Annotated in this window: 29 protein-coding genes and 1 tRNA gene; 6 read left to right on the forward strand and 24 right to left on the reverse strand. The window is 62.4% G+C overall.

Annotation, left to right across the window (positions count from 1 at the left end; genetic code table 11):
- Positions 1 to 54: 54 nt before the first annotated feature.
- Complete coding sequence (gene infC / locus AC6I1W_RS10040) at positions 55 to 696, reverse strand: translation initiation factor IF-3 (protein WP_004808524.1); 642 nt, start codon at positions 694 to 696, stop codon at positions 55 to 57.
- 370 nt (positions 697 to 1066) lie between these two features.
- A complete protein-coding gene (locus AC6I1W_RS10045; protein ID WP_221267918.1) occupies positions 1067 to 1543 on the reverse strand; it encodes an SseB family protein in 477 nt (158 codons plus the stop codon).
- 97 nt (positions 1544 to 1640) lie between these two features.
- Between AC6I1W_RS10045 and AC6I1W_RS10050 the strand changes: the two genes are divergently transcribed.
- Positions 1641 to 2219, forward strand: a complete 579-nt coding sequence (locus AC6I1W_RS10050; protein ID WP_065674185.1) for a hypothetical protein — start codon at positions 1641 to 1643, stop codon at positions 2217 to 2219.
- 94 nt (positions 2220 to 2313) lie between these two features.
- Here the strand turns inward: AC6I1W_RS10050 and hisG are convergent, their stop codons facing one another.
- The 6 genes from hisG to AC6I1W_RS10080 all read right to left on the reverse strand — a co-directional run bounded on the left by hisG (position 2314) and on the right by AC6I1W_RS10080 (position 6414).
- Positions 2314 to 3168, reverse strand: coding sequence for an ATP phosphoribosyltransferase (gene hisG / locus AC6I1W_RS10055; RefSeq protein WP_065674186.1), 855 nt, complete (start codon positions 3166 to 3168; stop codon positions 2314 to 2316).
- Positions 3169 to 3239: 71 nt separating this feature from the next.
- Positions 3240 to 3506, reverse strand: a complete 267-nt coding sequence (locus AC6I1W_RS10060; protein WP_065674225.1) for a phosphoribosyl-ATP diphosphatase — start codon at positions 3504 to 3506, stop codon at positions 3240 to 3242.
- Between the two features lie 84 nt (positions 3507 to 3590).
- Positions 3591 to 4256: a nicotinamide riboside transporter PnuC gene (gene pnuC / locus AC6I1W_RS10065; RefSeq protein WP_065674187.1), complete on the reverse strand. Its 666-nt coding sequence runs from the start codon at positions 4254 to 4256 to the stop codon at positions 3591 to 3593.
- A 72-nt stretch (positions 4257 to 4328) separates the two neighbouring features.
- Complete coding sequence (locus AC6I1W_RS10070; protein ID WP_016665650.1) at positions 4329 to 5168, reverse strand: SCO1664 family protein; 840 nt, start codon at positions 5166 to 5168, stop codon at positions 4329 to 4331.
- Positions 5126 to 5707, reverse strand: a complete 582-nt coding sequence (locus AC6I1W_RS10075; protein WP_016665651.1) for a DUF3090 domain-containing protein — start codon at positions 5705 to 5707, stop codon at positions 5126 to 5128. The genes AC6I1W_RS10070 and AC6I1W_RS10075 overlap by 43 nt, the downstream gene beginning before the upstream one ends.
- Positions 5708 to 5760: 53 nt before the next feature.
- Positions 5761 to 6414 (reverse strand): histidine phosphatase family protein, encoded by a 654-nt coding sequence (locus AC6I1W_RS10080; RefSeq protein WP_016665652.1) that lies wholly within the window; start codon positions 6412 to 6414, stop codon positions 5761 to 5763.
- Between the two features lie 94 nt (positions 6415 to 6508).
- Between AC6I1W_RS10080 and AC6I1W_RS10085 the strand changes: the two genes are divergently transcribed.
- Positions 6509 to 7480, forward strand: a complete 972-nt coding sequence (locus AC6I1W_RS10085; RefSeq protein ID WP_016665653.1) for an aldo/keto reductase — start codon at positions 6509 to 6511, stop codon at positions 7478 to 7480.
- Positions 7481 to 7504: 24 nt separating this feature from the next.
- Here the strand turns inward: AC6I1W_RS10085 and AC6I1W_RS10090 are convergent, their stop codons facing one another.
- Complete coding sequence (locus AC6I1W_RS10090) at positions 7505 to 8803, reverse strand: citrate synthase (protein ID WP_117188484.1); 1299 nt, start codon at positions 8801 to 8803, stop codon at positions 7505 to 7507.
- A 2-nt stretch (positions 8804 to 8805) separates the two neighbouring features.
- Positions 8806 to 10170 (reverse strand): M20/M25/M40 family metallo-hydrolase, encoded by a 1365-nt coding sequence (locus tag AC6I1W_RS10095; RefSeq protein ID WP_065674189.1) that lies wholly within the window; start codon positions 10168 to 10170, stop codon positions 8806 to 8808.
- Positions 10171 to 10309: 139 nt separating this feature from the next.
- On the opposite strand from AC6I1W_RS10095, the gene AC6I1W_RS10100 reads away from it, so the two are divergent.
- From AC6I1W_RS10100 to AC6I1W_RS10115, 4 genes are all read left to right on the forward strand, one after another.
- Positions 10310 to 10395: transfer RNA gene (locus AC6I1W_RS10100), tRNA-Leu, on the forward strand.
- Between the two features lie 320 nt (positions 10396 to 10715).
- Entirely contained in the window at positions 10716 to 11846 is a 1131-nt protein-coding gene (locus AC6I1W_RS10105) for an alpha/beta fold hydrolase (RefSeq protein ID WP_063279752.1), read from the forward strand.
- Between the two features lie 275 nt (positions 11847 to 12121).
- A complete protein-coding gene (locus AC6I1W_RS10110) occupies positions 12122 to 12337 on the forward strand; it encodes a CsbD family protein (protein WP_004808547.1) in 216 nt (71 codons plus the stop codon).
- A gap of 49 nt (positions 12338 to 12386) precedes the next feature.
- A complete protein-coding gene (locus AC6I1W_RS10115) occupies positions 12387 to 12908 on the forward strand; it encodes a methylated-DNA--[protein]-cysteine S-methyltransferase (RefSeq protein ID WP_249361179.1) in 522 nt (173 codons plus the stop codon).
- On the opposite strand, the gene dprA is transcribed toward AC6I1W_RS10115, so the two are convergent.
- From dprA to rpsP, 14 genes are all read right to left on the reverse strand, one after another.
- On the reverse strand, positions 12883 to 14022 hold the full coding sequence (gene dprA / locus AC6I1W_RS10120; RefSeq protein ID WP_117188488.1) for a DNA-processing protein DprA: 1140 nt from the start codon (positions 14020 to 14022) through the stop codon (positions 12883 to 12885). The genes AC6I1W_RS10115 and dprA overlap by 26 nt on opposite strands.
- On the reverse strand, positions 14019 to 15542 hold the full coding sequence (locus tag AC6I1W_RS10125; protein WP_117188490.1) for a YifB family Mg chelatase-like AAA ATPase: 1524 nt from the start codon (positions 15540 to 15542) through the stop codon (positions 14019 to 14021). Before AC6I1W_RS10125 ends, dprA begins: the two co-directional genes overlap by 4 nt.
- The gene (locus AC6I1W_RS10130) at positions 15539 to 15961 is read right to left on the reverse strand and encodes a YraN family protein (protein ID WP_016665660.1); all 423 of its coding nucleotides are present in this window, start codon (positions 15959 to 15961) and stop codon (positions 15539 to 15541) included. The genes AC6I1W_RS10125 and AC6I1W_RS10130 overlap by 4 nt, the downstream gene beginning before the upstream one ends.
- Before the next feature lie 111 nt (positions 15962 to 16072).
- A complete protein-coding gene (locus tag AC6I1W_RS10135; protein ID WP_004808565.1) occupies positions 16073 to 16384 on the reverse strand; it encodes a DUF2469 domain-containing protein in 312 nt (103 codons plus the stop codon).
- Positions 16381 to 17028, reverse strand: coding sequence for a ribonuclease HII (locus AC6I1W_RS10140; RefSeq protein ID WP_117188492.1), 648 nt, complete (start codon positions 17026 to 17028; stop codon positions 16381 to 16383). Before AC6I1W_RS10140 ends, AC6I1W_RS10135 begins: the two co-directional genes overlap by 4 nt.
- A 7-nt stretch (positions 17029 to 17035) precedes the next feature.
- Positions 17036 to 17863 carry a signal peptidase I gene (gene lepB, locus AC6I1W_RS10145; RefSeq protein WP_065674193.1) on the reverse strand — a complete coding sequence of 276 codons (828 nt, stop codon included), beginning with the start codon at positions 17861 to 17863 and terminating at the stop codon, positions 17036 to 17038.
- Between the two features lie 176 nt (positions 17864 to 18039).
- Positions 18040 to 18393 carry a 50S ribosomal protein L19 gene (gene rplS / locus AC6I1W_RS10150; protein ID WP_004808571.1) on the reverse strand — a complete coding sequence of 118 codons (354 nt, stop codon included), beginning with the start codon at positions 18391 to 18393 and terminating at the stop codon, positions 18040 to 18042.
- Positions 18394 to 18637: 244 nt separating this feature from the next.
- Positions 18638 to 19411: a succinate dehydrogenase/fumarate reductase iron-sulfur subunit gene (locus tag AC6I1W_RS10155; RefSeq protein WP_004808573.1), complete on the reverse strand. Its 774-nt coding sequence runs from the start codon at positions 19409 to 19411 to the stop codon at positions 18638 to 18640.
- Positions 19408 to 21435 (reverse strand): fumarate reductase/succinate dehydrogenase flavoprotein subunit, encoded by a 2028-nt coding sequence (locus AC6I1W_RS10160; protein ID WP_004808575.1) that lies wholly within the window; start codon positions 21433 to 21435, stop codon positions 19408 to 19410. Before AC6I1W_RS10160 ends, AC6I1W_RS10155 begins: the two co-directional genes overlap by 4 nt.
- Positions 21435 to 22115 (reverse strand): succinate dehydrogenase cytochrome b subunit, encoded by a 681-nt coding sequence (locus tag AC6I1W_RS10165; RefSeq protein WP_081302734.1) that lies wholly within the window; start codon positions 22113 to 22115, stop codon positions 21435 to 21437. The genes AC6I1W_RS10160 and AC6I1W_RS10165 overlap by 1 nt, the downstream gene beginning before the upstream one ends.
- A 202-nt stretch (positions 22116 to 22317) precedes the next feature.
- Positions 22318 to 23016 (reverse strand): tRNA (guanosine(37)-N1)-methyltransferase TrmD, encoded by a 699-nt coding sequence (gene trmD / locus AC6I1W_RS10170; RefSeq protein WP_016665666.1) that lies wholly within the window; start codon positions 23014 to 23016, stop codon positions 22318 to 22320.
- Between the two features lie 2 nt (positions 23017 to 23018).
- A complete protein-coding gene (gene rimM / locus AC6I1W_RS10175; RefSeq protein ID WP_117188494.1) occupies positions 23019 to 23558 on the reverse strand; it encodes a ribosome maturation factor RimM in 540 nt (179 codons plus the stop codon).
- Positions 23559 to 23697: 139 nt separating this feature from the next.
- Complete coding sequence (locus AC6I1W_RS10180) at positions 23698 to 23976, reverse strand: RNA-binding protein (protein WP_004808588.1); 279 nt, start codon at positions 23974 to 23976, stop codon at positions 23698 to 23700.
- A 2-nt stretch (positions 23977 to 23978) separates the two neighbouring features.
- Positions 23979 to 24422 carry a 30S ribosomal protein S16 gene (rpsP, locus tag AC6I1W_RS10185; protein ID WP_016665668.1) on the reverse strand — a complete coding sequence of 148 codons (444 nt, stop codon included), beginning with the start codon at positions 24420 to 24422 and terminating at the stop codon, positions 23979 to 23981.
- Positions 24423 to 24518: the final 96 nt, after the last annotated feature.

Below are 24518 nucleotides of genomic sequence, written 5' to 3' on the forward strand. Positions count from 1 at the left end.
AGGTCCCGGGCTGGCTCACCGGTGAAGACCGGATCGCCTGGTTCTGAGCAGTGCTCAGAGGTCGATGTCGGGGTCCATGTTGTCGGCGGGACCCTTCTTCTTCTTTTTCTTGGCGGTGCCGGCAGCAGCTCGCTGAGCAGCCTCGTAAGCCTTGTCGGCCTCAGCAGCCTCGGCGCGCTCAGCGGCTCGACGGTCACGCTCAGCCTTCTGATCCGCCTTGGCCTCGTTCTTCTTACGAGTCGGGGCAAGGATCATGAGCATGTTGCGGCCCTCCTGCTTGGGAGGGGATTCGACGGTCGCGTACTCGGTCAGATCGTCAGCAAGACGACGCAGCAGGTTGACGCCGAGCTCCGGACGGGACTGTTCACGGCCACGGAACATGATCGTGATCTTGACCTTGTCACCGGCCTTGAGGAACCGCAGAACATGGCCCTTCTTGGTCTCGTAGTCATGGTCGTCAATCTTGGGACGAAGCTTCATCTCCTTGATGATGGAGTTTGCCTGGTTGCGTCGCGACTCCCGGGCCTTCTGGGCCGCCTCGTACTTGAACTTGCCGTAGTCCATGAGCTTGACGACAGGGGGCCGGGCTTGCGGAGCCACCTCAACCAAGTCGAGGTCCTGCTCGCGGGCGAGCTGCAGGGCCTGCTCGACCCTGACGATTCCGACCTGTTCGCCATTGGGGCCGACCAGGCGCACCTCGGGAACGCGGATCCGCTCGTTGATGCGGGGTTCAGTACTGATGGGGTCCTCCCGGATGTCTGTTCACTATGGGGACGTGTCTACGCCTCCGCGATCCGGGTACAAGAAAAGGCCCTCGCGGACATGCGAAGGCCTGACTCGTACGGGTGCATGAAACACCCCAACAAACCCCTGGGATGGCACCCTGAGGCTCGTTGTTGACAACCCGGCGAACGGAATCCGCCCAGGTGGGGAGGTCAGGCCCCCTCTTCCACGTGACCAGCTCTGTACTGATCGCTCTGGAGATGTTACGGCATCAGACGTCGACACCCCAAATCGGGGGGAAGGAACCATCCTCCGAAGCAACTCCAGACACCAGGACCCTGCGTCAGGAGAGGTCCTCCCTGCGCACCCAACCCCAGCCGTCCGCGAACTTCACGAGTTTTCCGCCGTGCTCGATCGGGCCGAGGACATCTGGCCCCAGGACGAGTGGAGCCGGACCCGCGGCGTCGATGAGAAGGGCACCAGCCTGGACCTCGGTGACCGTGGCGGCCAGATCCGGTAATAGACCGGGAACCGGTCGAGCTCGGGAGTCCCATGCCGTCAGGGAGTCGATACCGGTGAAGGCCAGCAGGGCAGTACTCCCCTGCTCGTTGGTGAGTTTGACCGCGCCGATCTCACCGGCCTCGTCCGCCATGACTGGCATGAAGAGACGAGCTCCCGCGCACAAGGTGGAGACCGCCTCGAGGTAGGCGTTGCGATACGTGTCGGGATCGTCGGCCAAGCAGGCAGCGAGGGCAGCGCGCACCCGGGGCTCGGCGTCTCCCCTGTCGCCGCCGCTGGGAGGAGATAGTGGAGCAGACACCTGCCGAACACTAGCTGACCGCCATGACACTCTTGCCTGCCGACCATGCCTATAGCCACGACGCACAAATGTCACCACCGTGTGGAACAGTTGAGGTATGAGCGAAACGACCGTCGTTGCCGTCGTCACCATCCTTCTGGTTGTCCTTCCGCTGTTGTGGGCCCTGTCAGGGTGGCTCTCGCGCCGCTCCTCCCGAGCCCTGCTGCGCGGATTGGGTCTGGCCCTCATTCCGACCGGACTGGTCCTGACCGGACTGATGCGTCTGCTGGTCCGAGCAATCCACCTCGTCGTGGACTGGTTCGCCGGTACTGTCATGACGACGACCATCTGGATCGGCGTCATCGTCATTGCCATTGGCCTGGTGACCTGGTTCGTCGCCGGTTTCATGTCCCCGGTTGACCGCGAGACCGGACGTCAGCGTCGTCAGGGCCACGCCGCGCGCAAGCAGGCCCGAACGAAGGATGCATCCCCGGAATCCGCATCCACTCAGAATACGTCCCGGAGAACGACCCCGGTGACGCGTGGTCGAACCGCCGATGCCCCGGTTCCGACCTCGCCTTCCAGCTCCTCCAAGCCAGCTTCCAGCTCCAACAAGGCGGCCCCCAAGATCTCGGCCGCCGAGAAGGACGAGGACGCCGAGCTCGAGGCCATCCTGCGCAAGCGCGGGATCGAGTGATCATTCCCCGAGACACACAGCAATGCCGTGGGCACCGATCATCGGATCGGTGCCCACGGCATTTTTCAGTGACGGTGGAAAGTCATCGTGGCGATCACAGCCGGCAGGCGGACAACTCCGTCGACAGGATGGCACGGGCACCGGCGTCCCACAGTTCGTCCATGAGCCCCTGCACGGCCCCACGGGGAACCATGGCGCGCACGGCATACCAGCCATTCTTCGCCAGCGGCGAGACGGTGGGGGCTTCCAGGCCAGGGGTCAGCTCGGTGACGGCGCTGAGAGCCTCGGCCGGCACGTCGTAGTCGACCATGACGTAGCCACGGGCCACCTGGACACCATCAATGCGTCGCATGAAGTGGTCGAAGGTCGTGCTACCGGTGAAGTCCCGCCGCTGGATGAGCACGGCTTCGGACTCCAGGATGACGTCTCCGAAGACCTCAAGACCAGCCTTGCGCAGGGTGGTTCCGGTCTCGACGACATCAGCGATGGCGTCAGCCACCCCGAGTCGGATCGAGGACTCCACGGCACCGTCCAGGTGGATGAGGTGAGCGTCGATACCGCGCGTGGTCAGGAAGGATCCGAGCAGGCCCGGGTATGACGTCGCGATGCGCTTACCGGCCAGCCCCTCCACGGTGTTCTCAGGACTCTTGGGTGCCGCGAAACGGAACCTAGAGTGACCAAAACCGAGACCCTTGATCTCAGCAGCATCCGCACCGGAATCCAGCAGCAGGTCGCGGCCGGTGATACCGATGTCGAGGGTTCCCTCACCGACATACACCGCAATGTCACGCGGCCGCAGGTAGAAAAACTCCACCCCGTTGGCCTCGTCGACCAAGGTGAGGTCCTTACGATCGGAACGTTGACGGTAACCGGCCTCAGTCAACAGGGAGGACGTGGCTTCCGACAGGGCACCCTTGTTCGGTACTGCTACGCGCAGCAGGTCTGACATGAACTCTCCTCGGGAGATTGAGAAATCGGGGAAGTGACGATGCTGGCCAGGCACAACCCGACCGGGGGAATTCACAGATGCTCGTAGACGTCGTCGAGGGTCAGCCCCTGCTTGATCATCATGACCTGCAAGTGATAAATCTCCTGGCTGATTTCCTCGGCCAGCCTCTCGTTACCTTCGTACTCGGCGGCCATCCAGACCTCAGAGGCTTCCTCCACAATCTTCTTGCCGATGGCATGCACTCCGCGGTCAAGCTCCTCGACGGTTCCCGACCCTACAGGGCGGGTCTGTGCCTTGGTGGACAGCTCAGCGAAGAGTTCCTCGAATGTCTTGCTCACAGTGGCCAGGCTACCGACTGCGGTGGCATGACCAAGCTTGGGACCACGTGACGGACCATGCACGGTACCGGGCCCGGCATCCGATCAGGTCGCAGTCTCTCCTGCGTGCTGAGCTCGCCACCACGTCAGGAAGCCGCAGAGGCAGAAGGCTCCGTAAAAGACATACATCAGGGCACTCGGGTAGTACTGCGCGGTCGCCAGCAACGGGACGCCAACGATGTCCACGGCGATCCACACGAACCAGAACTCATTCCAGCCGCGTGCCATCCCCCACGTGGCAAGGATCGATCCGGTGAGGATCCAGGAGTCCGACAATGGGCCCCAAGAACCGAGGGCCTTGAGAACGAAGTAGAAGACGATGAGCATGGCGAGAGAGGCTGTCAGGCTGAGGATGCGTTCCCGACGAGTGGCCCACCTGGGATGGACGGCCACCTGGGAGGCGCCATTGTTGCGTCGGGTGGCAGCCCACACCACCCAGCCATAGGCGCTGGTCGCGAGGAAGAAGATCTGGCGGCCAGCCTGACCCCACAGGTTGAGGTCCTGAGGAGTGTGGAACACCCCGCCCAGGAAGACGGTGAACAGGATGACGTTCCCGACGATGCCGACCGGCCAGGCCCAGACCCGACGACGGGCGCCTCCGAGGGCCGATGCCAGTCCAAACAGGTTCCCGATGACCTCGCGCCACAGAATCGGCTTGCCCAGGCCCACATCGAGTTGAGCATTGAGCAGGGACGTGAGGACATTAGACACAGTTACACCTTTCCGACTGCAGGAGGGTGGTCGGCTCATTCTCGCAGATGATCCCGGGTGGACTTCACCCCGTCACATGGGTGGCCACGGCAGGGCTGGACGCAGTCCGCTCGGCCCCGGGAATGCACCGAACTCGAGGAGGTCTGCGGCTCGTTGCCGTAACGCCTCGACCTCGGCCATGTTGATGAACTCATCGAAGATGTCATCAGGCACAGCGACAACCTGGTCGAGCATCATCTCCTCGACCGGTTCCAGGGGTTGGCCTGCCCATCCCCACAACACCGTGCGCAACTTGGGCGCAGTGTGAAAGGCCAGGCCATTGTCCACCGCCCAGACATGGGCCGTCCCGTCCAGGTCCGGATCGGGGCCGAGCAGGATGTGACCGCCCTTGCGGTCGGCGTTGTTGGCGACGGCGTCGAAGAGGGCCAGAGCACGCAGCGCAGGATGCGGAGAGTGGGCGAGCCCGATCTCGTAGTCGTCTTCGTCGATGCCCAGCATGAATCCGTGCCAGTGTCCCGGGAGACGTTCGATGGTGTCTGCCACCACCAACGGATTCTCCAGGTCGTCGTCAATCCATCGCTGCATCGAACCGGCCCCCCGTGGGCCGTCCTCAATGAAGACGGTCAACGGCACCAGCGCAATACCCATGAGTTGGGACAGCAGGTAGGACGCAACCTCACGTCCGGCAAGAGTCCCGGCAGGGAAATCATGGAGACGTCGCTCGCGGGCAACCGGTTTGTACACCCACAACCGGTCGCCCGCATCGCGCACCAGGAGAGCGCCATTACTGGAATCGGGCAGGGCGCCATCGATCCGCCATGGAGCTCGGGGTCGAGGTGCTTGTGGCAGGTCCCAGGGGTTCGTCGAACTCACCACACCAGCGGCCTGCGGTAGCCATTTGACCGGGGACACAGGTGGCCCCCTGCCGAAAGGATTTGCTGGGCACAGTACGGGCAGTATTGGCGTCCCGACGCCACAATGACATTGCACCGAGCGACGAATTGGCGAGCCTGGGAGGTCGTCATGAGGATTTCGAGGGAATCTGGTGCCGCTTCCGGAAGTGTGGTCAACAGCATCGCGGGATCGTTGATCATCAACTCGTCATCGCTGACGGCATACATCTCGATTTCGATGCGCTTGCTCGGGTCGTCAAAGGCCATCGCCATGGTGCCAACCGTAAATTCCCCATCAAGGGGTGCGTCCAGCGGGGCGAGGTCATCAGGGGCCTCGATGGCCGGTGGGACAAGGACGTCGGCGGCATGGGCGGCCAAGCCGTCCAGAATCCTGTCCATCTGAAGGGCAAGCTGGCTGATCTGAGCCTTCTCGCATTGCACCGTCACCAGGCGAGAGCCTTCCCGAACCTGAAGGTGGAAGACCCGTGCACCCGGGCGACCAACGGTGCCGACCACGACCCGATCGGGCCGTTCGAATCGGAAGGTGCGACGAGTCATGTCTCCACCCTAGCCACTCGGCCCACTCCGATGCGCACAGGCTGGGCACCGTCTCACTGGGTGTCACCGCCGAGATGGCGGCCCGCGCTCGATCCTGCACCCAGAGGTTTGTCAGGGCGCCAATTGAGGGTTTGGAGACGCCACGTCGTGCCGTCCTGGACGAGTACCGTCATGCTGGCCGGGCTGATGACCAAGGATTGGAAGAGCCGATGTGGCAGGCCCACCAGGTCGGCGACGATGGCGCGCAACGGGTCGCCGTGACTGACCACGACCGCCTCGCCATCCCGCACCTCGTCAGCGATTCTGCGGGCTGCCTGAGCCGTTCGCAGGAACATGTCAGTCATGGTTTCGCCGCCTGGGAAGGCAGCCGCGGGCGGATTGTCGACTACCGTGTGCCATTCCGGCTCGCTGCTGAGACTCGACAAGGATTGTCCCGCCCACGCTCCGTAATCGCACTCGGCGATGGCGTCGTTCACGCGTATCGGGCAGGTCCACCCCGCGCCTTCGGTGATGATTGCGGCTGTTTGCCGTGCTCGGGTAACGGGGGAGGTGACGACGAGGTCAGGTTCCACATCTGTCAGTTGAGATGCCAGGGCCTTCGCGTCTCGGGTACCGACCTCGTCGAGGGGATGGTTCGAACGACCAGCGAGGATTCCCTTCGCATTGGCCTCAGTACGCCCGTGTCGAATGAGCAAAAGTCGCGCCATGGCGTCACTGTATTGCGCCCCAGTCCTGGCACCTTGCCTCAAGGCCGGCTTGAGGGTGCTCCGTTAGGGTGATCTGAACGAGGAGGACGCACACATGCGCTTAAGAACCGTCGGGGCCAGCGGCCTCAAGGTGTCTGCCATTGGTCTGGGTTCCCTGACCTGGGGCGGCCAGACCGACGCTCGTGAGGCTCGCTCCATGGTGCGCCGCTTCGTCGATGCCGGCGGAAACCTGGTCGATACCGCCCCCGCATACGGTGGTGGCTTCGCCGAACAGCTCATCGGGAAGCTCATTCACACTGACATCAGCCGAGATGACCTCGTCATCGCCACGAAGGCTGGGTTCGTCGTCGAGGGGAAGAAACGGGTTGTCGACACCTCTAGAACCGCTCTGTTGCGCGACCTGGAGGGATCTCTGCGTCGCCTCCACACCGACCACGTCGACCTGTGGCAGGTGCATGCCTGGGGAGATGCCCCCGTCGAGGAGACCTGCGCCGCCCTCGACCATGCTGTGCATTCAGGTATGGCCCGCTATGTCGGCGTGTCCAACTTCGTCGGCTGGCAGGCGGCAACGGCGGCCACATGGCAGCAGACGACCGGAACGCGAACTCCGCTGGTGAGCAATCAGGTCGAGTACTCCCTGTTGGCTCGTCGCGCCGAAATCGAGGTCGTTCCCTCTGCCCAACATCACGGCATGGGACTGTTGGCGTGGTCATCCTTGGGACGTGGCGTGCTGGCTGGTCGTTACCGCAACGGTACGCCCAAGGATTCTCGTGGCGGTTCTGACCGTCTCTCCTGGTTCGTGCAGCCCTATCTGACGCCCAAGTCCCAAGCTGTCGTCAATGCCATCTCGAAGGCGGCCGACGGACTGGGAGCGACAACTGCACAGATGGCTCTGGCATGGGTGCGTGACGCCCCCGTGGTGTCATCAGCCCTCGTCGGGCCACGAACGACGACACAGCTCGAGGAACTGCTCGGCGTCGACGACGTCGTGCTGCCCCCGGAGATCACCTCGGCCCTCGACGACATCACGGGCGGGCCGAACCTGGCCCGTCCCGAAGAGTCCTGAGGGGTCGTCGCACCGCGCCTGATCTCAGCGCTCACTACGAGGAACCCACGGCGTGGAGACCGGACCGTCGTAGAGCTCACGCGGCCTGGAGATCCTCGTCATTGGGTCCTCGGCGACCTCCTTCCAGTGCGCAATCCAGCCGGCCATACGGCCAATGGCGAACATGGCGGTGAACATGTTGAGCGGAATCCCCAGGGCCCTCAGTACGATTCCGGAGTAGAAGTCCACGTTCGGGTAGAGCCTGCGCTCGACGAAGTAGTCGTCAGCCAGGACGGCCTCCTCGAGTTCCATGGCGACGTCGAGCAGTGGGTCCGGCTTGTGCATGGTATCCAGCAACGGACCGACAACACCGCGGAGAATCTTCGCCCTGGGATCCCAGTTGCGGTAGACGCGGTGCCCGAAGCCAGAAATCCTCTCCCCCGAGTCCTTGGCCTTTGCCAGGTACTGGCGCGAGGAGAGTCCCGAGTCATGGATACGCTGCAGAGCCCGTACCGCGTTGACGTTGGCACCACCGTGACGGTCCCCCCACAGTGCACACACCCCTGCCGAACACGAGGTGAAGAGGTTGGCACCGGATGACCCCACCATCCGCACCGTCGATGTCGAACAGTTCTGGCCATGTTCGGCGTGGAGGACGAAGAAGAGGTTGAGGGCCCTCGCGGCAATCGGGTCAGGCTCGTAGTCGCGGTACGGCAGGGAGAACATCATGTGCATGAAGTTCTCGACGTACTTGAGGTCGTAGCGCGGGTAGATCGCCGGCTCCCCGATCGACGCCTTGTACGAGGCTGCCGCGATTGTCCTCACCTTGGACATCAGCTTGGCGGCGGCATCGGTGAAGGATTCCTCATCAGTGATGCGCGGGCGGTCATGGGTACTCATCGCATTGATCATCGACGACATGATCGCCATGGGGTGGCCGTTGGGAGGGAAGGCATTGAAGTGCAGATCCATCGACCGGTGCAAAGCAGAGTACTCGGTCAACCGGTTCCGGAAGTCGTCACGCTGCGCCTCAGTCGGCAGCTCGCCGAAAATGAGCAACCATGCCGTCTCCACGAAGGAGACCTTCTCCTCGGCAAAGGTCTCGATTGGCAGACCCCGATAGGTGAGCACTCCCTCCTCACCGTCGATCCAGGAGATGGCCGACCGGCACGAGGCGGTGTTGGCGAATGCAGGGTCGAAAGTCGTCACGTCGCCGGTCATCTGACGAAGATCCGAGATGTCGATGACCCTGTCGCCGGTGGTGCCGATGAGGACGGGGAGGGAGTACTCCTGGCCGTCGAGAATGAGGGTTGCGGTGCCGCGCTGGCTTGGTTTCTGACTCATCGTCAGGCCTCCTGCAGGATGTGATCGACGACTTTGGCGCCGAAGACGAGGGAGCCCACCGGGACTCTCTCGTCGACACCGTGGAACAGACTGATGAAGTCGAAGTCAGCAGGAAGCCGCAATGGGGTGCAGCCGTAGCAGTTGATGCGACGGCCGTCCGGGAGGACGGCAAACCCCTTGGCGTCGGTTCCTGCCGAGTTGAGGTAGGGCAGCACGACCGCTCCCGGATCCTCGGCGTCAATGGCATGCCGGATGGCGTCGACAGCTGACCCTTCGAAGGGTGCTGCCGCAGCAGGTTTGAGGGAGATCGTCTCGAAATCGATCCCGGGACCAGCCAAGGACTTGATCGTCGAGATCATCTCCTCCTCAGACCCGGGAATGAAGCGGGCGTCAATCTCGGCGCTGGCCCGAGTCGGCACGACGTTGACCTTGTACCCGGCCGACAGCACCGTCGTGGTGACGTTGTGGGAGCAGCACGCGGCAACCATGCGGGACAGCGGCCCAATCGGTGCGAGGCACGACTCAAGGTCATCCCGGTCGATCGTCAGACCCCACATCTCGGAAACCTTGGCGAGGAACTCCTCCTGCACGGGGTGGCCCAGGTCGGGCCACTGATGGGAATCAATGCGCGACAGGGCTTCCAACAAGTGGCTGACCGCGTTGTCCGGGTTGCGCATGGAGCCATGGCCGGCTCTGCCGGTGGCACTCATTCGGAACCACCACAGGCCCTTCTCGGCCGACTGGACGACGTAGACCCGCTTGCCCCCAGGGGTCGTCAGGGAGAACCCACCCACCTCGCTGATGGCCTCGGTGACGCCGTCGAAGATCTCCGGATGGTTGGCACCCAGCCAGGTGGATCCGAGCGTGCCGGATGCCTCCTCGTCAGCGAACATAATGAAGCGAATCGGACGCGACGGCACCTCACCGCGACGATGACGGGCTCGGATGGCTGAGAGCACCATCGCGAGGAAACCTTTCATGTCGATGGCTCCCCTGCCCCACATGCAGTTGTCGTGAACCTCGCCGGACAACGGGTGATGGGCCCAGTCCTCGGCTTCGAAGGGCACGGTGTCGCTGTGGCCGTGAAGCAACAAGGCGGGACGACTCATGTCGGTGCCTTCGGGTGCCCACTCAGCGACCAGGGTGGCTCGGCTGGGCTCGGATTCGTAGATCGAGACGTCCACCCCGATCTCTTCCAGGAGCTCGGAGACGTAGCGACACATGTCGACCTCGCCACGAGCGTCTTGTGGACCAAAGTTCTGCGAGTCGATCTGAATCATGCGCGAGCAGATGTCGACCACCTCGGTCTGCGGACTGTTCGGCCCGTCGACAAGGTCTTCGAGAGGCATGCTGAAGAGATCTGACATGCAGCGATTGTGTCACCGACCGGGGTTTCCACCGTCATCAGGGACACTCGATGGACGCCGATTTGCATCGTGGCGCGAACTTCTACTAAAGTCCCGTGACTGTCCGGTACGACGCATGAGCGAAGAACCGGAGACCCGAGTCCGGGTGGCGGAATTGGTAGACGCGCTAGCTTGAGGTGCTAGTGGCCGATTAAGGCTGTGGAGGTTCAAGTCCTCTCTCGGACACAACAAGCCCCGTCTGACTGAACGAGTCAGGCGGGGTTCATTTTTCACCCCATTCGCGTGCCCGCCCCCCTTGAGGAGCAACCGGCCCTCGCATCGCCATCTGTGATATTTTTCGCCGTGAATACATATGAAAGGTTCACTTCAGTCCACCTTTCGTGGATGTGGACAGATTCCTTCAGCCGAGTTTCCGCCTGTGCACGAAAGACCAACTCTGCCGTTCAGACCACCATCACGAACCCTCGGCTCATATTGTCCTGTACATCCGAGGTGGCCGTCGCTCAAGGGTGAGACGGGCACGCACGACGCAAAGGAGCATCTTAATGTCATTCCCACGCAAACTCAGCGCACTGACGATTGCCGGCACCATGGCAGTGACTGGCGTCACCATTGCGACCCCAGCCATGGCTGCTCCTGAAGGTGGTTCTCAGCCTGCCGCCGCCCCGGCGACCGACCAGGTGAAGAAGGAGACCGGCTACTTCAAGACTACTGACAAGCTTGGGACCAAGCTCTTCTACCGCAAGGACATCGTCCCCAACGCCAAGGGCGCCGTCGTTCTGGTCCACGGTCTCATGGAGAATTCCTCCAACTACGAGTACCTGACCAAGAGCCTCACCAAGGCCGGCTACAGCGTCTACCGTTTCGACAATCGTGGTCACGGCCGTAGCGCCGCCCCGTACGTCAACAACGCCATTCCGCGTGGCCAGTTCGATGACTGGTGGAACATCGAGTCCGACATTCACCAAGTCGTCCAGACCGCACACGAGGAGAACGCCGACCAGAAGGTCTTCCTCCTCGGCCACTCGATGGGCGGCATCGCCGTTCAGTCCTACGGAATCATGTACCCGGGCACTGTCGACGGCATCGTCTCCTCCGGTGGCGGTACGTTCGCCAGCGTTGACGGGCCGAACACCGAGGGCGTCACCACCGTGACCCCCGACAATCTCAACTTCTTCGCCCGCCATGCCCTCCCACAGATCAGCCAGATTCTCCCGATGTCTCACCTGACGGCGTTCAACGGCCAGCTCGCCAAGGCTGCCGTCAAGGATCCCAAGAGCATCCGGATGCCATCTGGTCCGCTCTCTGCCGGCGTCATCCTCCCTGGCTACCCGGCTTACGGTCTGTGCTCCGATCCCGATGTCCGCATCGACCACTGGCAACGTGACCCGCTGTACAACCACTACATGCGTCTCGGTCTGGTCGAGCAGCTCGGTGTCGGCGAGGTCTACAACATCATGAATGCCCATGAGTTCGACTCCCCCACCCTCATCATGCACGGTGAGAACGATGGCCTCGTGCCGAGCTACTTCGACGTGAACTGGTACAACGCCATTAATTCGAAGGACAAGAAGATCATCCAGTGGCATGGCCTCATGCACGAGATCTTCAACGAGCCCACCAAGGACCAGGTCATCAAGACTGCTGTCGACTGGATTGACGCCCACAACAAGTGAACTTGATCCGGCCTACTTTCTGATGAGGGCTGCGTCTCCCACACATCGCGGGAGACGCAGCCCTCATTGTACCGGCATGCGACACGAACTCACACCAGTTCGCATGCTTCAGTTCTCAGGCACCTCTCCGCCCTGTTCTGGATCATGAACAACCGTGTTCGTGAGCCCAGATCACCCGTGCAACACGAACCACTGGTCAGACTTGGGTCACCCGATAAAATACAAATACGCCCCGGACTGATCAGCGGTCCTGGGACTGACGAAAGGAGCCACTCGTGGGCCTCAGCGACAAGATCAAGAGCAAGAGCGACGAGCTCGTCGGTGCTGCCAAGGAGAAGATCGGAGATGTGACTGACAACGCCGATCTCCAGGGCGAGGGCGCCGATCAGAAGGCCAGCGGCAAGGTGGACCAGAAGGTGGATGACGCCAAGGACAAGGCGACTGACCTCAAGCACGACGTCCAGGCTGCTACCGACAAGCTGAAGGACTGACAACTGACGGGCCGGGCACATGAAGTGCCCGGCCCTTTACCATGTCCTCATGACGATCACGGCGCGGCGTTATTTCGACAACTCCATCGGGGTGTTGACGCTCGCCGCGACCCCGCAAGGACTGGCCCAGGTCACGTTCGGCGAGGCACCAGCGCCATCGACCGTCCGCGAATCGTCCGAGCAACACCACATCTGCGAGGGAATCCTCGACGACGCCGCCCACCAGTTCAGCGAGTACCTCTCCGGCTCCCGAACTGCTTTCAGTCTCCCCCTCGACCTATCAGGAGCGACAGCCTTCCAACGAGCCGTCATCAACGGGCTACTCACGATTCCCTACGCCCAGACCATCAGCTATCGCGACTTAGCCACCCTCATCGGGCGTCCACAGGCCTCCCGAGCGGTCGGCAACGCCTGTGCCACGAATCCATTGCCGATCGTCATCCCTTGTCACCGGATCCTGCGTAGTGATCGCAAGCTCGGGGGTTACCTTGGCGGCCGAACCATCAAGCGTTTCCTGTTGGACATGGAAATCCGTCATGGTGCCATCACCTCCGGTTGCCGGCCAATGTGACCGACCACGTACCATCCAGGCAACATGCCGCCATGCCCAGCTGCTCGAGTACCGTCAATGCGGCTGAGCACTGAGCCACAGACACTCCCGCCGACGCAGACAACTCGTCCATCCCACAAGATCCATGAGCCGGGAGCGCCTCGTGCACGGCCAGTTCCGTGGCATCCAGGACATCCGTGGGAAGACTGCGACCTTCCGGTCTTTCGGGTTCAGGAGCAAGTTCTCCGACGATCCCGCGGACATCCTCGGCATCGCGCACCAAGATCGCCTCACCGTCACGGATGAGCTTGTTCGTACCGGTTGACCTGCTCGAGGTCACGGGACCGGGGACAGCCATGACTGCCCGGCCCAGAGCATTCGCCCATGAGACGGTGTTGATCGCTCCCGATCGCCACCCTGCCTCGACAATGACGGTCCCTGTCGTCAGCGCAGCAATGAGACGATTTCTGGCCAAGAACCCCGGACGCGTTGGATGCCGGCCTGGTGGCATTTCCGAGACCAGGGCGCCCGTTTCGGCAATGCGTTCCAGCACCGCGGCATTTCCCCTCGGGTACAAGACGTCAAGCCCACATGCCAGGACTCCGATCGTCGTCTCGTCGACGCACAAGGCGCCTCGATGTGCAGCGACGTCGATCCCGAATGCGCCACCGGAGACTATGACCTGACGACCGGTCCCGTCGCTGTGTCCCTGAGCAAGATGGTGGGCCATCTCCATCGCGACATCCTGGCCATAGCTCGTCGCAGCTCGGCAGCCGACGATGGCAACCGACCGCTCAGACGCCTCATTGACGCGTGTCGGGCCAAGAACCCACAACCCGATGGGAACCCCACCCATTCCTGACTTCCCCACCCACGAGAGGTCATCGAGCCCAACGGGCCACTCCTCATCTCCGGGGATGAGGAACCTCATCATGGCTTTCTCCGACCGGGCCATCACCTGGTCGACATCCGTCCCTCTGGCTCGCTCGTACCATCTCTCGTCCACATCGGTCAGCAGGCGGTGCCAGATCTCTTCGGCCGTCATGTCCAGCAATCGCCGCGCCGTGACGCTGTCCCCAGGCTGGACAACTGTTGTCAGGGCAGCTCGCGCCACCCTCTCGTTGTCCCATGTCATAGCAATCGTCCTCGTCTCATCCCCATGGCCTCAGCAACACATGCCTTGTCCACCTCGTCCTTGCCCTCCAAATCGGCCACGGTCCATGCGATTCGCAGCACCTTATCCACGCCTCGGGCTGTCAGCCGACCGGTCGTCAGGGCGTCTTCGATGATGCGAGTGGCATCATTGGCCGGGAGCTTCTGGCGAAGCACCTTCCCCGGCACCTCGGCATTGCATTTCCATGGCCTCCCTTCCCAGCGACGCGCAGCCCTCAGCCGGGCTTCTGCCACCCGGTCGTGCACGACGGCGCTGGACTCCCCTGCGGGCAACGTTGAGGCGTCAAGCAGGTGCGCCGAGGTCAGCGGGCGCATGCGTACCGTCACGTCGACTCGGTCGAGGATCGGGCCGGAGAGCCGACCCGAATATCGTTGGACCTGTTGTGGAGTGCAGGTACACCGCCCGGACGGGTCGTCAGCCATCCCACACGGGCACGGGTTGAGTGCCATAACGAGCTGAAACCGAGCTGGGAACGTCGTGTGGGCCTGAGAACGGCCGATGATGATCTCCCCCGTCTCCAAAGGCCCACGCAGCGAATCGAGGACCTTGGGGGCAAATTCCGGGGCCTCGTCGAGAAAGAGAACGCCGCGGTGCGCCAGGGAGATGGCACCTGGCTGGGCAATCCGTGCTCCTCCGCCGACCATGGCAGCCATCGACACGGAATGGTGTGGCTGTGCCAACGGCGGCCTGGTCATGAGACGCCCGCTCCCCCGGCCTGCCAAGGAGTGCAGAGCCGTCACCTCGAGGGCGTCCCGGTGATCCAGGCCGGGAAGGATCCCGGGCAGCCGTCGTGCCAGCATCGACTTCCCACAGCCAGGTGCGCCGCGAAGGAGGATGTGGTGACGTCCGGCTGCCGCCACTTCGAGGGCGCGGCGTGCTTCATGTTGGCCGATCACCTCTGCCAGATCTACCAGACCTGGATCAGCATCGGCGGCGTCAGTCACGGGTTCCTCAGTCGCCAGTACCGGACGGCCGTGCAGAACCTCGACGACCTCACGGAGATGACCGACCGGCCAGATCGTCACCCCCTGCACCAACCGGGCCTCGGCATACTGGCCGGACGGCACCACGGCACACTCGAACCCGGCCTCGCGAGCCGCCAACAATGCCGGAAGTACCCCACGCACTGGTCGTACCCGCCCGTCTAGCCCCAGTTCCCCCATGAGAACCGTCGACCCGAGCAGGGTCTGCGGGATCTTTCCGTCCGCAGCCAGGGTCGCAGCGGCAATGGCGAGATCGAAGTGAGTCCCGGCCTTCGGCAGGCCGGCCGGGGTGAGGTTGATCGTCAGGACGTTGCTCGGCCAGGACATGCCGGTGGCACCAACCGCAGCCCGACACCGATCCCGAGCCTCGTGCAGGGCCATGTCCGGAAGGCCGACGAGTACCGTACGCGGCAGCCCCGACGATATGGCCGTCTCCACCTCGACCAAGCAGCCTTCCAACCCCATCAGGGCAACCGACCATGCGCTCGCCCCGGTCACTGGATGCCCCGCACATGCGTAATCGTCGGCTGTTCGCCGGGGCGCACCATGACCCCGATGGCGTCGATCCGTACCGAGTGCATTCCTTTCTCCTGGTCGACCAACCAGGCCAACGCGAGCTCGTGAAGCTTACGGATCTTCGTCGTCGTGATGGATTCCAGGGGATCACCGAATCCAGTGCCGGACCGCGTCTTGACCTCGATGAAGACGATCGTCCGGTCATCTTGCGCAATGAGGTCGATCTCCCCCACTTGGCACGCCCAGTTTCGGGCGACGATCGTCCACCCGAGGGAATCCACGTACTGGGCGGCAATGTCCTCGCCCCACGCACCGAACGCGGGTCTGCCGCCACGACGCCCACGCAAGGCTGCTCCGCGAGGGGTCGTCAGTTCTGCCGACAACGGCTTGGGTGTCATCATGCACCACCTCCGACAACAGTTGTCGTCGCAGGAATGCTGATCATTCAGTTATCCACAGACCAATCTGGCCTGCCATGAACACCACGAGTTGTCCCCAGACGATGCAGCCACTTACGTGGAGGGAACCTCATCGAAGTCGGGATGCACGATCTCCTCGATCGACACATCGCGGAAGGTGAGGATCTTGGCGCTCTTGACGAACCTGGACGGCCGATACATGTCCCACACCCAAGCGTCCGCCATGGACACCTCGTAGTAGACGTCACCGCCCTCGGTACGTACCTTGAGGTCAACGACGTTGCACAGGTAGAACCGTCTCTCGGTCTCCACGGCATATTTGAAGATGCCGACGACGTCCTTGTACTCGCGGTAGAGCTCAAGCTCCATGCGGTTCTCGTACTGTTCCAGATCCTCGGCACTCATGATGAATGCAGCCTAGCCGCTCGTTGCACATTGCCGTAGCTCATCCGATGCTGGGGTGACGGCCCCAGCTCCTCCAGCCGTCGTTGGTGCAAGGCCGTCGAATATCCCTTGTGCACCGCGAAGTCATAACCAGGAATCTCCTCGTCCATGGCAATCATGATGCGGTCCCTGGCCACTTTCGCCACGATCGACGCCGCTGCCACGCAGGCGCACACTGCGTCGGCCTTCCACATTCCCAGGCCCGGAACGGTCAGTCCATCCACGGGGAACCCGTCTGACAGCACGTACCCTGGCTCGACATCCAACCGTGCGACGGCGCGTCTCAGCCCGCTGATGTCGGCTTCTTGCATACCCAACCGGTCGCACTCGTCGGCCTCCACACGGACCCATGACACGGCCAACGCTTTGTCCATGATGATGTCGAACAGCCGCTCTCGTTTGACGACAGACAAGGTCTTGGAATCGGCGAGCCCCTCGATCCGTGATGACCTGCGATCATCGAGGATCACGGCAGCGGCCACCAAAGGCCCGGCACAGGCTCCCCTGCCGGCCTCGTCACACCCGGCGACCGGACCCAGACCTGCTCTCGTCAGGGCCCTTTCATGGCCCATCGGACCAGGCCCGACGCGCACCGTCACGGCCATGGCGTCGTCATCGGGGCGAGCACTCGTCGCCGACGCAGATGCGCGCTTTGTCAGGGGCTGAGCCAGACCGGTCGGGAATGCCCTTGAATGTGTCAGGGGTCCCCAGCCCGTCAATACGGTTGAGAGGCATGAGAATGGCCTTTGCAGGCCCGACGACGTTGTCGAGAGGAACGAACCCGGGAGCACCCGTGTACCCGTCAGGATCGAGGTCCTGGATGTGGTAGCGAGAATCTCCCGACGCATTGCGGTGATCCCCCATCACGAACATCCGGTCCTTGGGAACGGTGACCCGGAACTTCATCGTCGACGGCTCGACCATCTGACCGTTCTCCGAGTACAGGTAGGAACGCTCGTCAAGGGCTTTCCCGTTGACGGTCACCTGACCCTTGACGTTGCAGCAGGCAACGGTGTCGCCGGGCATTCCGATAACGCGTTTGATGAGGTAGTTGGAGCTCGTGTTGGGCAGCAGACCCACGAACTCCAGCACTTTGCCCGCGACAGAGCGACGATCTTGGGCTGCGGGAAGCCAGTGCTCGGTGTCCTTGAACACGACGACGTCACCACGATGGAAGTCCGCTGCCTTGACGGCCACCACGCGATCACCAACCTGCAGGGTGTTCTGCATGGATCTGGAGGGAATGACGAACATCTGTCCCACGAAAGCTCGCAGGATTGCCGAGATGACGAGAGCTCCGACGATGATGAGGACGATTTCCATCATTCCGGATCGGAACCGCTGCCATCCGCTCGGTCGTTGCGACCCAGTCGTTCCTGCAGCCTGCGGGCCATCGGTGTCGCCATCGGCAGTCCTTCGCGCCTCGTAGTCATACGCCACGGCGATACCTCTCCCTCTTACCTCCCGGGAACGTCCCGGCAGGTGCCAACCTGCAGTGTAACCAACGTCCAGAACACACTCTGGTCACCTCGTCGAGCGTCGATCGACCCGGACCTCATAAGACACACGAAAACGGGGCCCCGCACAAGCGAAACCCCGTTACTGTGAGGACGACGTCAGCGAGCTGCGCCCTTCTCCTTGATCTTCGCAGCCTTGCCGCGCAGACCGCGCAGGTAGTACAGCTTGGCGCGACGGACGGCACCGTGGCGATCAACCTCGATCTTCTCAATGATCGGGGAGTGCAGTGGGAAGGTACGCTCGACACCCGTTCCGAAGCTCAGCTTGCGGACGGTGAAGGACTCCTGGACGCCACCACCGGTACGCGAGATGACGGTTCCGGCGAAGACCTGCACACGGGTGCGGCTGCCCTCGACGACCTTTACGTGGACCTTCACCGAGTCGCCAGGGCGGAACTCGGGAATGTCGTCGCGCATCGAGGCCTTGTCGATCTCGTCGATGATGTTGCTCATGGTGTTTCCTCGCCGGTGCCACAGGTCACCTGGTGCTCGTGTTCAAAAGATGTGGTCCCCGCACTCCGGACGATCCCCCTGTGGCAGGAGCCGGACACGGACAACAGCAGGATATTTTTCCACACTCAAAGGGCTGACACCAAATTGCATACCACGAGGCTGGCCCCGTCAGCTCCATGGAACCGACGGGGCCCCGGCACCAGATGGTGTCGGGGCCCGTGTGGTCGACCACATAGGTCAGAACTCAGTCATCCTTGCCGTCATGCTTGAACAGCGAGGCGATGAGGTCGCGGTTGAGCTGGCTGATGGACTCCAGCGGGATGCCCTTCGGGCACACCGAGGCGCACTCACCAATGTTGGTGCAGCCACCGAATCCCTCGGCGTCGTTCTGGGCAGCCATGGCCTTGACACGACGCATCCGCTCCGGCTGTCCCTGCGGAAGCATGGCAAGGTGGGTGATCTTCGCCGAGGTGAACAACATCGAGGAGCCGTTCGGGCAGGCAGCCACACAAGCACCACAGCCGATGCAGGTAGCGGCATCGAAGGAGCGGTCAGAGCGCTTCTTGTTGACCTGGACAGCATGGGCATCCGGGGCAGCACCGGTGTTCACGGAGATGTAGCCGCCAGCCTGGATGACGCGGTCGAGGGCCGAGCGGTCCACGATGAGGTCCCGCAGGATTGGGAAGGCACCGGACTTCCAGGGCTCAATCGTGATGGTCGAGCCATCAGCGAAGGAGCGCATGTGCAGCTGACAGGTGGTGGTACGCACCGGCTGGGCGACGCCCATGCCACCGTGCGGCACGCCGTTGATGACGACGCCACACTGGCCACAGATGCCCTCGCGGCAGTCCGAGTCGAAGGCCACGGGCTCCTCACCTTGAGCGGTGAGGTTCTCGTTGAGCATGTCCAGCATCTCGAGGAAGGACATGTCACCGGAGACACCGTCCAGGGTGTACTCGACGAGACGGCCCTGATCCTGGGTGTTGCGCTGGCGCCAGATTCGCAGGTTGATCTTCACTTGTAGCTCCTCTGCTTGACCTGGATGGACTTGTAGACCAGCGGCTCCTTGTGCAGGGTCGGCTTGTGGCCCTCACCGGTCCACTCCCAGGCAGCGACGTACTGGTACTGATCGTCGTGACGCAGGGCCTCGCCCTCCTCGGTCTGAGACTCGGCGCGGAAGTGACCGCCACAGGACTCGCGACGATGCAGAGCATCGATGCACATCAGCTCACCGAGCTCCAGGAAGTCAACGAGACGTCCGGCACGCTCGAGGGTCTGGTTGAGCTCCTCGTTGACACCGGTGACCTTGACGTTGGTCCAGAACTCGTTGCGCAAGTTGCGGATGAGACCGATGGCCTTGACGAGGCCGGCCTCGTTGCGCTCCATGCCGCAGTACTCCCACATGATGTGGCCGAGTTCCTTGTGGATCGAGTCGACGGTGCGGGTTCCGTTGATCGTCAAGAGCTTGTTGATGCGGCTCTCGACGGCCTGACGGGCCTCGACGGCGGCCGGGTGCTTCTCGTCCACCTTGCCGAACTTCGGGGAGTCAGCCAGGTAGTCGGTGATGGTGTTGGGCAGCACCCAGTAACCATCAGCCAGACCCTGCATCAGGGCCGAAGCCCCGAGTCGGTTGGCACCGTGATCGGAGAAGTTGGCCTCGCCACAGACGAACAGGCCCGGGATGGTCGACTGCAGGTCGTAGTCGACCCACAGGCCACCCATGGTGTAGTGCACAGCGGGGTAGATCCGCATCGGAACCTCGTACGGGTTCTCATCGGTGATCCGCTGATACATGTCGAAGAGGTTGCCGTACTTCTTCTCGACAGCATCCTTGCCCATGCGCTCAATGGCCTCGGAGAAGTCGAGGTAGACACCACGGGAGCGCATGTGCTCGGTGCCGTCGGCATCGACCTCACGGACCTTCGGGCCAACGCCGCGACCCTCGTCACAGCGGTACTTGGCCTGACGGGAGGCGATGTCACGAGGAACCAGGTTGCCGAAGGACGGGTAGATGCGCTCCAAGTAGTAGTCGCGATCTTCTTCGGGGATGTCACGCGGATCCTTCTCGCAGTCCTCCGCGCGCTTCGGCACCCAGATACGACCGTCATTGCGCAGCGACTCCGACATCAGGGTCAGCTTCGACTGGTTCTCGCCGTGCACCGGGATGCAGGTCGGGTGGATCTGCGTGTAGCACGGGTTGCCGAAGTAGGCACCCTTGCGATGGGCACGCCACGAAGCGGTGACGTTGCAGCCCATGGCGTTCGTCGACAGGAAGAAGACGTTGCCGTAACCACCGGTGGCCAGGACGACGGCGTCGCCGAACCACTCCTCGATCTTGCCGGTGACCATGTCACGGGTCACGATGCCGCGGGCACGACCATCGGCAACGATGAGCTCGACCATCTCGTGACGGGTGTGCATGTGGACGGTTCCGGCATGGACCTGACGCTCGAGGGCCTGGTAGGCGCCGATCAGCAGCTGCTGACCCGTCTGTCCACGAGCGTAGAAGGTGCGCTGCACCTGGACGCCACCGAAGGAACGGTTGTCGAGCAGGCCACCGTACTCACGGGCGAACGGAACACCCTGGGCGACGCACTGGTCGATGATGTTCGCGCTGACCGCGGCCAGACGGTAGACGTTCGTCTCGCGGGAGCGGTAGTCGCCGCCCTTCACGGTGTCGTAGAACAGGCGGTAGATGGAGTCACCGTCGTTCTTGTAGTTCTTCGCAGCGTTGATGCCACCCTGAGCGGCGATGGAATGGGCACGACGCGGAGAGTCCTGGTAACAGAAGTTCTCGACGCGGTAACCAGCCTCACCAAGGGTGGCAGCAGCGGAGCCACCGGCCAGGCCGGTGCCGACGATGATGACGGTCATCTTGCGGCGGTTGGCCGGGTTGACCAGACGAGAGGTGAACTGACGATCAGTCCAGATCTTCTCGATCGGAAGGTCGTGGTTGGCCTTCGTGTCATGAATCTCGTCGCCGGTCGTCCAGTACTGGTCGGCCAGAGCGGCGTTGTTGTTTGACGTAGCTGTTGCAGTCATCAGGAGATCACCCCGAACAGGATCAGGAAGGGAGGAACCATGAAGCCCACGAGGATCACGATGGCGACGATCCAGGAGCACACGCGCAGCACAGCGCGAGCGGTACCAGAGACGTTGACACCGAGGGTCGCGAAGGCGCTCCAGAAACCATGGGAAACGTGCATGCACACCGCGATGATGGCGATGAGGTAGATGAGCACGAACCACCAGTGACTGAAGGCTGTGAGCACCATGCCTGCACGCCCAGCCGCGTCGGTCGGCGGGTTGTTGAACAGATCAGGGCTGATGGTGAACTGCAGCAGGTGAAGGATGAGGAACGCGAAGATGATCCAACCGCCCCAGTACATCGTGCGGGCCGCGTAGGTGTTCTCCGGGGAGAGGTTCTTCTTCACGGAGTAACGACCAGCGCCACCAGTACCGATGCGACGCTGCTTCGTGACGCGGATCGCCGACCAAATGTGCAGCACAATCGCCAGCAACATGAAGATTCGGAAGATCCACAGGAACGACTCACCCGGAAGGATCGGGTTGAGAATCGTACGGAGGTAGCTGGCGTAGTCGTTGAACTCCTCGTTGCTACCGAGCAACTTCAAGTTGCCGAACATGTGCATGAGCAGGAAGAGGACCAAGATGATGCCGGTGACGGCCATGAGGGCCTTCGCCGCGACAGTTGATCGCACTGCTCTCTGATGAGTAGTAAGTGTTGTAGTCGCCACGGAGCAAAGACTATCCAATCAACAGCCCCTTTGCCGCACGACCCCCAGTGTTTTCAAAATCTCCTTACAACTGCACTCTGAGTACGTGTTTTAGTCAATATTAACGCAACATTTTTGGTTCGAATTTAGGGTATTGGCGACTTCGAATACGTTGTCTCCCTGAGTCTTAATCAGTCAAGTCCGGACGACGATCACGAGTGAGCAACAACGACTCCTCTCGTCTCCATTCGGCGATACGGCCGTGGTGCCCACTCATGAGGACCTCAGGGACATCCATCCCTCGCCATGACACTGGTCGAGTGAACAGCGGGTACTCCAACAGTCGTTCCTGTCCCGGCGAGAACGACTCCTCCGCGAGGGACTCCGGGTTACCCATGAATCCGGGGATCAGACGGACGACAGCTTCGGTGATGGCCAGGGCAGCGACCTCTCCCCCGTTGAGGACGTAGTCGCCCAGACTCAGTTCATGGACGGTCCACATGGTTCGCGCGTAGTCGATGACCCGGTGATCGATGCCCTCGTAGCGTCCGCAACAGAAGACGACCCGCTCAACCGTCGACAGCTCCTGGGCAGCGGACTGTGTGAACGGAATTCCGGAGGGAGTCGGGAAGATCACGTGGACCGACGGATCGGGTTCAATACCAATGATCCCGTCGAAGGCCTCGCCCCAGGGATCAGGCTTCATGACCATGCCGGCGCCACCGCCGCACGGGGTGTCATCGACAGTGCGATGACGATCGTGGGTCCAGTCGCGCAGGTCATGGGCGTGGACCTCGACCAAACCATTGTCGACAGCCTTTCCTAACAGGGAGATGTCGAGAACGTCGAAGTATCCGGGGAAGATCGACAGATAGTCCAGCCTCATCGTTACCTCGCCTCCTCGGCATCGTCGTCAAGAAGTCCAGGGATACTGGCGACAACGATCTGACCGGCAGCGACGTCAACGGTGGGAACGAGCTGGCGAACGAACGGCACCAGATGTTCGTCGCCGTCGACATCGATGGCGAGCACATCCTGGGCCGGCAGGTGGAGAATGTCCTTGACGGTTCCCCGTGCCTGACCCGACTCGTCAACCACTGCTAGTCCCCGCAACTGACGGTCCCAGAACTCTTCTGGATCAGCTGGCTTCTCATCGGCCTCGACGTCAGCCACCAACACCGAACCTCGCAGCTCCTCGGCGCCATTCCGATCGGCGACCTCCTTGAAGGCGGCGATCAGGCTGCCCTTGGCCCATCGTGATCTGGCAACTGTCAACTCCCGCCGCGTGCCTTCGATGCAAACTGTCGCACCAACGTCGAACCTCTCGTCGGGCTCGTCGGTACGAACCTCGATGACGACGTCTCCCCGCAGACCATGGGCACGTCCCACCCGACCGACGACAACCTCCACTGTTGCCTGCTGTTCCACTGTGACTCCTGAAGCTCATGGGTGCTGCCGCGTCTGCGGCTGGACAAAAGTGTCGAACACGACAAATGGGCCGCAGCCCCACCTAAGCGGGACCACGGCCCATATTGCCAATTGATTGGCGTATCAGAGAATTGGCGGCTCAGTGACGACGGCCACGGTGCTCGGAACGGCGTCCCGAACCACGGCGATCGACGTCGACGAAGTCGATCCTGATCTGCTCATCACCGGCCAGGGCATCGATGACCGTGCGCAGCGAGGAGGCCGTACGGCCCTGACGACCGATGACCTTGCCGATGTCGGAGGGGTTGACACGCACCTCGAGCATCCGGCCGCGTCGCAGGTCCTTCTCCCGAACCCGGACATCGTCGGGATTGGCGACGATGCCGGAAACGAGGTGTTCCAGGGCGTCGGCGAGCACGATCAGGCCTCAGCCTTCTCGTCGGACTTCTCCTCGGCGGCCGACTCAGCAGCATCCTCGGCAGCGGGCTCCTCAGCCTTCTTAGTGATGGCCTCGCGCGGGGCCTCATCAGCCTCGGCCAGAGCGGCGTTGAACAGGTCATCCTTGTTGGAACGCTCAGCCTGCGGGGTCACACCAGAGGCCGAGGTGTCACCAGTGAACTTCTGCCAGTCACCGGTGCGCTTGAGCAGGGCGACGACGGCCTCGGTCGGCTGGGCGCCGACGCCGAGCCAGTACTGGACGCGCTCGGAGTCGATCTCGATGACCGAGGGGTCGTTCTTCGGGTGGTACTGGCCGATCTCCTCGATGGCACGACCGTCGCGCTTGGTGCGCGAGTCCATGACGACGACACGGTAGTGCGGGGTGCGGATCTTGCCGAGACGCTTCAGACGAATCTTGGTAGCCACGTGTGTGGTATCTCCTGTAGTGAGACGCCCGGGATGAAACCCGGGAAGTTACGGGTGAGCGCGGATTGCGATGTGGGGACACCGTAACCGAACTCG

This window comes from Cutibacterium sp. KB22876 (assembly GCF_059728865.1).

Bases quoted from the DNA above. Each gene is read 5' to 3' on its own strand.
- AC6I1W_RS10160 (WP_004808575.1), bottom strand. From the start codon at position 21,435: ATGACTGCAACAGCTACGTCAAACAACAACGCCGCTCTGGCCGACCAG.
- AC6I1W_RS10080 (WP_016665652.1), bottom strand. From the start codon at position 6,414: ATGGCGCGACTTTTGCTCATTCGACACGGGCGTACTGAGGCCAATGCG.
- AC6I1W_RS10130 (WP_016665660.1), bottom strand. From the start codon at position 15,961: ATGATGACACCCAAGCCGTTGTCGGCAGAACTGACGACCCCTCGCGGA.
- AC6I1W_RS10140 (WP_117188492.1), bottom strand. From the start codon at position 17,028: ATGGCCGTGACGGTGCGCGTCGGGCCTGGTCCGATGGGCCATGAAAGG.
- dprA (WP_117188488.1), bottom strand. From the start codon at position 14,022: ATGACATGGGACAACGAGAGGGTGGCGCGAGCTGCCCTGACAACAGTT.
- AC6I1W_RS10075 (WP_016665651.1), bottom strand. From the start codon at position 5,707: ATGACTCGTCGCACCTTCCGATTCGAACGGCCCGATCGGGTCGTGGTC.
- AC6I1W_RS10135 (WP_004808565.1), bottom strand. From the start codon at position 16,384: ATGAGTGCCGAGGATCTGGAACAGTACGAGAACCGCATGGAGCTTGAG.
- AC6I1W_RS10105 (WP_063279752.1), top strand. From the start codon at position 10,716: ATGTCATTCCCACGCAAACTCAGCGCACTGACGATTGCCGGCACCATG.
- AC6I1W_RS10050 (WP_065674185.1), top strand. From the start codon at position 1,641: ATGAGCGAAACGACCGTCGTTGCCGTCGTCACCATCCTTCTGGTTGTC.
- hisG (WP_065674186.1), bottom strand. From the start codon at position 3,168: ATGTCAGACCTGCTGCGCGTAGCAGTACCGAACAAGGGTGCCCTGTCG.
- AC6I1W_RS10085 (WP_016665653.1), top strand. From the start codon at position 6,509: ATGCGCTTAAGAACCGTCGGGGCCAGCGGCCTCAAGGTGTCTGCCATT.
- AC6I1W_RS10115 (WP_249361179.1), top strand. From the start codon at position 12,387: ATGACGATCACGGCGCGGCGTTATTTCGACAACTCCATCGGGGTGTTG.
- trmD (WP_016665666.1), bottom strand. From the start codon at position 23,016: ATGAGGCTGGACTATCTGTCGATCTTCCCCGGATACTTCGACGTTCTC.
- AC6I1W_RS10095 (WP_065674189.1), bottom strand. From the start codon at position 10,170: ATGTCAGATCTCTTCAGCATGCCTCTCGAAGACCTTGTCGACGGGCCG.
- AC6I1W_RS10090 (WP_117188484.1), bottom strand. From the start codon at position 8,803: ATGAGTCAGAAACCAAGCCAGCGCGGCACCGCAACCCTCATTCTCGAC.
- rplS (WP_004808571.1), bottom strand. From the start codon at position 18,393: ATGAGCAACATCATCGACGAGATCGACAAGGCCTCGATGCGCGACGAC.